The 9,008-nt window shown below is 61.1% G+C and carries 7 protein-coding genes; 3 read left to right on the forward strand and 4 right to left on the reverse strand.

Annotation, left to right across the window (positions count from 1 at the left end):
* Positions 1-90: 90 nt before the first annotated feature.
* Positions 91-2,337 carry a DNA internalization-related competence protein ComEC/Rec2 gene (locus HU762_RS22835; RefSeq protein WP_186640831.1) on the reverse strand — a complete coding sequence of 749 codons (2,247 nt, stop codon included), beginning with the start codon at positions 2,335-2,337 and terminating at the stop codon, positions 91-93.
* A gap of 144 nt (positions 2,338-2,481) precedes the next feature.
* Here HU762_RS22835 and HU762_RS22840 point away from each other — a divergent pair, with 144 nt between their 5' ends.
* A complete protein-coding gene (locus HU762_RS22840; protein WP_186640833.1) occupies positions 2,482-2,997 on the forward strand; it encodes a DUF2062 domain-containing protein in 516 nt (171 codons plus the stop codon).
* Positions 2,998-3,068: 71 nt separating this feature from the next.
* Here the strand turns inward: HU762_RS22840 and HU762_RS22845 are convergent, their stop codons facing one another.
* The 3 genes from HU762_RS22845 to HU762_RS22855 all read right to left on the reverse strand — a co-directional run bounded on the left by HU762_RS22845 (position 3,069) and on the right by HU762_RS22855 (position 5,534).
* Positions 3,069-3,848, reverse strand: coding sequence for an ABC transporter permease (locus HU762_RS22845; protein ID WP_186640835.1), 780 nt, complete (start codon positions 3,846-3,848; stop codon positions 3,069-3,071).
* Complete coding sequence (locus HU762_RS22850) at positions 3,845-4,777, reverse strand: ABC transporter ATP-binding protein (protein WP_186640837.1); 933 nt, start codon at positions 4,775-4,777, stop codon at positions 3,845-3,847. Before HU762_RS22850 ends, HU762_RS22845 begins: the two co-directional genes overlap by 4 nt.
* A 133-nt stretch (positions 4,778-4,910) precedes the next feature.
* The gene (locus tag HU762_RS22855) at positions 4,911-5,534 is read right to left on the reverse strand and encodes a glutathione S-transferase (protein ID WP_186640840.1); all 624 of its coding nucleotides are present in this window, start codon (positions 5,532-5,534) and stop codon (positions 4,911-4,913) included.
* Between the two features lie 296 nt (positions 5,535-5,830).
* Between HU762_RS22855 and HU762_RS22860 the strand changes: the two genes are divergently transcribed.
* Entirely contained in the window at positions 5,831-8,278 is a 2,448-nt protein-coding gene (locus tag HU762_RS22860) for an acyl-CoA dehydrogenase (protein ID WP_186640842.1), read from the forward strand.
* An 88-nt stretch (positions 8,279-8,366) separates the two neighbouring features.
* The gene (locus HU762_RS22865; RefSeq protein ID WP_186611541.1) at positions 8,367-8,774 is read left to right on the forward strand and encodes a PA2817 family protein; all 408 of its coding nucleotides are present in this window, start codon (positions 8,367-8,369) and stop codon (positions 8,772-8,774) included.
* Positions 8,775-9,008 lie beyond the last annotated feature (234 nt).

The following is a 9,008-nucleotide window of genomic DNA, read 5'->3' on the forward strand; positions in this document are numbered from 1 at the left end:
CAGCCCCCTCGAAAAAGTGCGCCACTTTATCATACAGACTCGCCGTGCAGACCCGCCCGGCCGACAACACGCCAAGAACGATGAGCCAGATCAATGCTGCATCGATGTGCCAGCGGGTGGCGGCTCACGCCAGTAGCGACGCTCGCCGGCTTGGATGTGCGCCGGCCCGAACGCGCCCAGCTGCAGACGAATGGCACCCTGTTCGGCACTGTCATGGATTGTCATGCCCAACCTTCGATACCGCTCCATCACCCACGGATGTGGATGGCCGAATGCGTTGTTTCGACCTCGGGAGATCAATACCGAATGAGGCTGGAGGCGCGTCAGCAACGCCATCGACGATGAGCTGCGGCTGCCATGGTGCGGAGACGCCAACCATTGGGTCGGTACCCCCAGCGGACCGTCAAGCAAGGCGCGCTCGGCATGGGTGTCGATGTCACCCGTCAGCAACAATCGCTCGCCGCCGGCCTCCACCAGCAAGACGCAGGACGTCTGGTTACTCTCGACAGCCGACGCCCATCGCCACAGCTCGAACCTGACCCCGTCCCACTCCCAGCCTTCACCGCTATCGCACGGGCCCGCCTGTAGATCGACGGGCAGCGCAGTGGGGTCGCCGCTGATCACCCGGGTCGTCGGCAGCCCGTTGCGCACGGCGCGAGCACCGCCAGCGTGATCTGCATCCGCGTGGCTGAGCAACATCAGGTCCAATCCGCGCACGCCGAGCTTGCGCAACGTCGGCACCACCACACGTTCGCCCGCATCGGCGTCACCAAAGCGCGGCCCCGCGTCATATAACAAGGCATGGCGACGGGTGCGCACCAAGACCGCCAGCCCCTGGCCAACGTCCAATTGCCAGATTTCGGCCTGCCCCCAAGGCACTTCTTCCCGTGGAGGAAAAACGATCAGCAACAGCATCGGCCAACCCAGGATCCGCAACGGCAGGCCCTTGGGCAACAGCAGCAACAAAGCACCGAGCGTCGCAAGGGCCCAAGCCCATAACGGCAAGGCGGGAGGCGCCCAAGCCGGTATTCGCCCGGCTGCCAGGGCAAGCCCCTTGAATAGCAAATCGAGCAATCCACCGGCGATCCATAAAAGGCTTTCACCCATGAACGGGACCGGCAGCAACGCCGTGCCAAGCAGCGCCGCAGGCAATACCAACAGGCTGATCCAGGGCACCGCCAGCAAGTTGACCAACGGACCGCTGAGACTGACCGGCAAACCCAGTATCAGCAACAACGGGCAAAGGCCGAGCGCAATCAGCCACTGGGCGCGGGTCCAGGTCTGCCACCAGCGCCAGGGCCCCAGGCGAGCACCGAACGTGAACATCAATATGGCCACGGCGGCAAACGACAACCAGAACCCTGGCCGCAGGCTCGCCAGCGGGTCCAGCACCAGCACTCCAACGAAGGCCAACAGCCAGGCCCACCAAGGCTTCGCCTGCCGGAAGCGCAAGCGCCACAACAGCACCAGCCCGATCATGGCGCAGGCCCGCCGCACCGGCACCTCGAACCCGGCGAGCAAGCCGTAACCCAGGGCAGCGGCAAAAGCCAGCGCACAAGCCCAGGGCAGCCACGGCAGACGCGACGGCCATGCGCCATAACGCGCCGCGCCGGCCACCAGCAGATAAACCAGGCCGGCAAGCAAGCCGATATGCTGTCCGGAGATCACCAGTAGGTGGACAGTGCCGGTGTCTTGCAGCACCTGCCAATCTTCCCGGGCCAGACCGGCACCGTCGCCGAGAACCAACGCCATTAGCGCGCCGGAGCGCCCCTGGGCATCGACTTTTGCCAGCGCCTGGCGCACCCCATCGCGCCAGGCGCCTTGGGCCGGCTGCACCCGCCAACCATCCTTGACCGAGCCGGTGGCGCCAATGCCCCGGCTCAGCAACCACGCTTCATAGTCGAAGCCGTGGGGATTGAGCAGCCCGGCGGGCCTTTTGAGCTTGACCGCCAGGCGCCATTTTTCACCGCTGTTGACCGCCGGCCCGTCGTACCAGGCCAGGCGCATCAACGTCGGCAAGCGTGTGCGTCGGGATTGAGCGTCGGCCAGTTCGAAACGCACCACGCCGTCACTCTGTTGCGGCAAGCCGACGACACGCCCCTCGACCCAGCGGGTCTCACCTTCCAGCGCGGCGGGTAGCCGGTCGTCCAATGCAAGCTGCGCCGAGAAACAGGCCCATGCCAGCCCGAAGAAAAAAAAGCCCACCGGGTAAAGGCGAGATGGCAACACCATCAACGCCAAGATAGACATGGCTGCGATCAGCCACAGCGGTGGCAAAACCGGTAGAAAAATCGGCGCCAGCAGCCCCGATGCAAGCGCGACCATTGCTCTGCGCATAAGCTCATCCTTGAGAGTTCCCTCTCAGGCTTAGCCGGTTAATGGCACCGCGCGCGTTATCAATTGTCACAAAGTCTGAATCTGCCGGCCGTAGAATCCGGACATACTTGCGACCTGACTGCTTTGATCCCACCGAGAAGCCTTATGCCCCGGCGCCTATTCAAACGTTACATGCCTGACCCAGCGAGCATTCGGGAACACAAGTCCTTACGCTTTCTCGGTACTCTGCTTCACGATCCGAACCTTTGGCACCTCAATCGCCATTCAGTGGCGCGGGCGATGGCCGTCGGCCTGTTCGCCGCGTTTCTGCCTATCCCGTTGCAAATGCTGCTGGCCGCGGCGCTGGCCGTCACGGTGCGTGGCAATATTCCGATTGCGGTGAGCCTGGTCTGGTTGACTAACCCCATCACGATGCCTGCGGTGTTCTTCTGCACTTATCAAACCGGTGCCTGGCTGATGGATGTGCCAGCCCGGACGCTGCCGGATGAGCTGACCTGGGAGTGGATCACTAATCAGTTGTCGACGTTGTGGCAGCCGTTTTTGCTGGGGTCTGTGGTGACGGGGTTGGTGCTTGGCGCGTTGGCGTATTTTGTCACCATGGCGTATTGGCGGTGGTGGGTGACGCGGCAGTGGCGGCGGCGTAAGAAAAGCCGGATGTGAAATGCAAAAGGCCTCCAACAATTGGAGGCCTTTTCGTTCCGCTCGAGACGGTGGCGCATGAAACTACCGGCTCAAGTCCGCATCCCCCGCCCACTCACCAACAACCGCGCGCATCCTACATAAAGCACCACAGTCGCCACCACCATGAACGTAATCGCAATACTGATGCGAATGTCCGAAACCCCAAGGATCCCGTAGCGGAAAGCGTTAACCATGTGCAGCACCGGGTTGGCCAGCGATACGGTCTGCCAGAACGGTGGCAGCAGGGAGATCGAGTAGAACACTCCGCCCAGGTAGGTCAACGGCGTGAGCACGAAGGTCGGGATGATGGAAATGTCATCGAAGTTACGCGCAAACACGGCGTTGATGAAACCGAGTAACGAAAAGATCGTGGCCGTCAGAACCACAACCAGGATCGTCAACCCCAGGTGATGCACTTGCATGTCAGTGAAGAACAATGACAGCAGCGTCACGATCAAACCCACCGCCAGCCCTCGCAGCACGCCGCCCAAGGTAAAGCCGATCAGGATCGTGTGAGGCGAAACCGGCGAGACCATCAGTTCTTCGATCGAGCGCTGGAACTTGCTGCCGAAGAAACTCGACACGACGTTGCCGTAGGAGTTGGTGATCACCGACATCATGATCAGCCCAGGCACGATGTAGTCCATGTACGTGAAGCCGCCCATGTCGCCGATCTGCCGGCCGATCAGGTTGCCGAAGATGACGAAATACAGAACCATCGTGATGGCCGGCGGCAGCAGGGTCTGCGGCCAGATCCGCATGAAGCGCCGGACTTCCCGGTAGACGATGGTATTGAGGGCAATCAGGTTGGGGCGCAATTCGGAACTCATACCGCCACCTTCGCCAGGTTTTTCTCCACCAGGGACACGAACAACTCCTCAAGGCGATTGGTTTTGTTACGCAGGCTCAGCACTTCGATGTTCTGCAGGGCCAATTGGGTGAACAACCCGGTGATACCAGCGGCTTTGTCGACCTGGACTTCCAGTGTGTGGCGGTCCACCAGCCGGGCGGGATAGCCAACGAGCTGCGGCACGACACTCAGGTCATGCTTGAGGTCCAGCAGGAAGGTTTCCACATGCAACTGGCTCAGCAACTGGCGCATGCTGGTGTTTTCGACGATGGTGCCGTGATCGATGATGCCGATGTTGCGGCACAGCTGCTCGGCCTCTTCCAGGTAGTGCGTGGTGAGGATGATGGTGATGCCTTTCTGGTTCAGCTCGGTCAGGAAGGTCCACATCGAACGGCGTAGCTCGATGTCCACACCCGCGGTCGGTTCGTCGAGGATCAGCAGGCGCGGCTCGTGCACCAGCGCACGGGCAATCATCAGGCGCCGCTTCATGCCCCCGGACAACGAACGGGACGGCACGTCGCGCTTGTCCCACAACCCTAGTTGGGTCAGGTACTGTTCAGCGCGCTCATTGGCGACCTTCGGCGGGATACCGTAGTAACCGGCCTGGGTCACGACGATGTCGAAGGTCTTTTCGAATTGGTTGAAATTGAATTCCTGGGGCACCACGCCAATGCAACGCTTGAGCGCGGCGGGTGAGCGGTCCAGGTCATGACCGAAGACATTTACCGTACCGCCGGACTTGTTCACCAGGGTGGAAAGGATGCCGATGGTGGTGGATTTGCCCGCGCCGTTGGGGCCAAGCAAGGCGAAGAAATCACCTTCGGCAACGTCCAGATCGATACCACTCAGGGCCTGGAAACCGTTGCCGTAGGTTTTGGTTAACTGCCTTATGGACAGAGCGGAACTCATATCGGATTACGCACCAAGAAGGGGAAGAGAAGAATAGATAAGGGCGTGCGGCGAGTAATACAACCACGTCGCACGAAGGCAATGGTGCGTGGCGTCGCCGCACAAGTACAGTGAAGTGTGTCGATAGTAAGTATTAAGTCAACGCGGTCATGACGGCTTTTCGATAGGCTGGACGCTGCGTGAGCCGTGCATACCAGGCCTCCAGGTGCGGCAGGTCGACGCGCTCGATGGGCATCTCGAACCAGGCATAAATGAAGCTGCCCAAGGGAATGTCGCCGATGCCGATTTCACTGCCCGAGAGGTAAGGCTGTTCGGCCAAGGCCTGCTCCACCATTGCCAGCAAGTCGCCGCATTCCTTGATTCCCGCATTGATGGCCGCCCAGTCCTGTTGCTCGGATGGGGTGCGCAACACGCCCCAGAATACCGTGCGAAACGGGGCAGCGAAGCTGGACGTGGTCCAATCCATCCATTTTTCAGCCCGGGCTCGGGCTTGAACGTCAGCGGGGTACCAGGCCGAACCCGGGGCATGACGAGCTGCGAGGTAACGCACGATGGTGTTGGATTCCCAGAGCACGAAGCCGTCGTCCTCGATCATCGGGACGCGGCCGTTGGGGTTCTTCGCACGGTACTCAGGTGTGTCCACCACACCGAACGCCCCGCCCGCATCGATGGCCTGGTAAACCAGGCCCAGCTCTTCGGCGCACCATAACGCCTTGCGCACGTTCGATGAATTCTTCCGGCCCCAGATCATCAGCATCACGGTTTCCTCATTGGATAAATGCCGCAGCAGCATACGCCGGATCAAGCGCGACTCAAATCACCCCGAACATCGCCTATCCATCCACAGTCCTGACTCGCGGAAACGACGTATCGGCCAAACAATGGCGTTTTCTCACGCTGGCAACGAACGATTTCCCACGGCTGTTGCCAACCAGACTGGCGCAATGTGTCGAGGGTTTCCCACGAAATCAGTCACATCGCGCCTACCGCCGGTTTTGCAGGGGCCGTCTAAGCTCTGAAGGTCGGTTTGCCTTGGTTCACGGAGGATCACTTATGCTGTTGTTGTGGATATTGGTGCTGGTCGTTGGGATAGCCTGGCTGGCGCACCGTCGCACCGCCCCGCTGCCCGCGCTGGGCATCGTCGCGGTCTATTTGCTCGTCATGGGGGTTTCCAGCCACGCCCCCGGTTGGCTGATGCTGATTCTGTGGCTGGCGCTCGCCGTCGTCGCTGCCCCGCTGTTGCTGCCAGACCTGCGCCGCAAGTATTTCAGCGCGCCGATGTTCGACTGGTTCCAGAAGACCTTGCCGCCCATGTCGCAGACCGAACGCGATGCCATCGACGCCGGCACGGTGTGGTGGGACGGCGAGCTTTTCAGTGGTCGCCCGAACTGGGACATGTTGCTGGCCTACCCCAAGGTGCAATTGACCGAAGAAGAGCAGGCATTCCTCGACGGCCCTACCGAGGCGCTCTGCGCAATGGTCAGCGACTGGCAGATCGGCCAGGCCATGGACCTGCCGCCGCAGGCTTGGGCTCATATAAAGGAACACGGTTTCTTCGCGCTGATCATCCCCAAGGAATATGGCGGCAAGGGGTTCTCCGCCTATGCCCATTCCCAGGTGGCGATGAAACTGGCGACCCGCAGCGGCGACCTGGCCTCCACTGTGATGGTCCCCAACTCCCTCGGCCCGGCCGAACTGCTGCTGCACTATGGCACCGATGAACAACGCAACCATTACCTGCCGCGCCTGGCCCGTGGTGACGATATTCCCTGCTTCGCCCTGACCGGGCCGCTGGCCGGCTCCGACGCCGGGGCGATGCCCGACACCGGCATCATTTGCAAGGGCGAATGGGAAGGCAAGGAAACCCTGGGGCTGCGCTTGAACTGGGAAAAGCGCTACATCACCCTCGGCCCGGTCGCCACCCTCCTCGGCCTGGCCTTCAAGGCCTACGATCCTGACCACCTGCTCGGCGACGAAGAAGACCTCGGAATCAGCCTGGCGCTGATCCCGACGGATACACCCGGCGTCCAGATCGGTCGCCGTCACCTGCCCCTCGGCGCCGCCTTCATGAACGGGCCGAACTGGGGCAAGGACGTGTTCATCCCGCTGGACTTCCTCATCGGCGGCCAGGCCATGCTCGGCAAGGGCTGGATGATGTTGATGAACTGCCTGTCGGTCGGCCGCTCGATTTCCCTGCCGGCGGTAGGCACCGGCGCGGCTAAATTCACCAGCCTGGTGACAGGCCAATACACCCAGGTGCGTGAACAATTCAACGTACCGTTGGCCGCCTTCGAAGGTATCCAGGAGGCCATGGCGCGGATTGGCGGCAACGCCTGGTTGATGGACGCCGCGCGCATGTTGACCGCCAACGCGGTAGACCTCGGCGAGAAACCCTCAGTGTTGTCGGCGATCCTCAAGTACCACCTGACCGAACGCGGCCGCGAGTGCATCAGCCACGCCATGGACGTACACGGCGGCAAGGGCATCATCATGGGCCCGAACAATTACCTGGGCCGCAGTTGGCAAGGCGCGCCGATCTTCATCACGGTGGAAGGGGCGAACATCCTCTCGCGCAATCTGATGATCTTCGGCCAGGGGGCGATTCGCTGCCATCCCTTTGTGCTCAAGGAAATGGCCCTGGCGACTCGCGAAGACAAAGACCAGGCGCTGATCGAATTCGATGGATTGCTGCTCAAGCACATCGGTTTTGCGGTCAGCAACGCCGCCAGCACCCTGGTGCTGAACCTGGGCCTGGGACATTTCGACAACGTGCCGGGCAATGCCTTGAGCCAAGGGTATTTCCGCGCCCTCAATCGGCAGGCGGCAGCATTCGCCCTGCTGGCGGATTTGAGCATGATGTTGCTCGGCGGCGAACTCAAACGTCGCGAACGCCTGTCCGCACGCCTGGGTGACGTATTAAGCAACCTTTACCTGGCCTCCGCAGCGCTCAAGCGCTACCACGACCTCGACTCGCCAGACCATATGGCGCCGCTGTTCCAATGGGCCATGGAAGAAAGCCTGGGCCAGTCGGAGCGGGCGCTGGACGAACTGCTGGACAATTTCCCGAACCGCTTGCTGGGCTGTTTGTTGCGCGTGGTGGTATTTCCTTTTGGCCGTCGCCACAAGGGTCCGAGCGACAGACTGGACGCCGAGGTCGCCGCCGTGATCGGTCGAGCCAAGGGCGATCCGACCCTGGAAGAACTGCTTCAAGGCTGTTATCGCCCGCAGTCGGAGGAGGACCCAGTCGGAGCGTTGCAACATGCCGCCGACCTGTTGGCGGCCGCCCACCCGCTGCACAAAAAGCTACAGGGCGCGCTCAAGCATGGGCAGCTCAACCCGGCGCCCGGTGAACACCTCATCGACGCCGCCCTGGAAGCGGGTGTACTGCAGGCCAGTGAGGCGCAGACCTTGCGCACAGCCGAAGCGGCACGACGCAAAGTCATCGACGTGGATGATTTCGATAAGGCGGAGCTGGTGCTCGCCGAGGCCAAGGTCCGCTGATCCAGGCAGCGATCTGATCGCTGCCATGTAAAAACCGGCGCAAGGGCTTTATACTCCTGCGCCCGTTTTGCTCTTGAGGACTTATCTCGTGTCCAATGTCGTTGCCGATCACCTCGTCTTGCTTGACCACTTGCGCAGCATCCTGGTCGCCGTGGGTGAGGCCGAACAGGTTCCCGAAGAAAGCCATGCGCTGTTCCTGGAGCGCTTTGATGAGTTGCGTGCGCAACTGCCGGTCGACCCGATCGAAAGCCAGTACCTGGGACAGGACCTTCTATGCCAGGTCATCGTTCGTTATCCACAGATCGCCCATTTGGTGCCGCGCGATCTGCTGTGGTACTTCGCCGGTGATTGCCTGCACTACATGCCTGACGAAGAAATCAGCCTCTACCAAGCCTTGGAGGAACGTCGTTTCGAAGCCGAACAAAACGACGAGCCCTTCGATTGGAACCAGGAAAAGCAATTGCTGGCGATGTCAGATCAGGACAGCAAGCACTGATTGCAATCAGCATGACCAGGCCCGCACGGTTCAACCCTGCGGGCCTTTTTTTGGCAATACCGAGGTGCAGCAACCGCCCAGACTGCAGCACTCTGTTCTAATTGCCTTGAACACCTTTCATAGAGATCGAGTAGGAGGCGGATTTACATCCGCCGTCCTCTCACACCACCGTACGTACGGTTCCGTATACGGCGGTTCAGGTTATACGGATAAACCGTTAATCGTATCCAGTAT

The organism is Pseudomonas sp. SWRI92 (genome assembly GCF_014268685.1).
Taxonomy (GTDB): Bacteria; Pseudomonadota; Gammaproteobacteria; order Pseudomonadales; family Pseudomonadaceae; genus Aquipseudomonas; species Aquipseudomonas marvdashtae.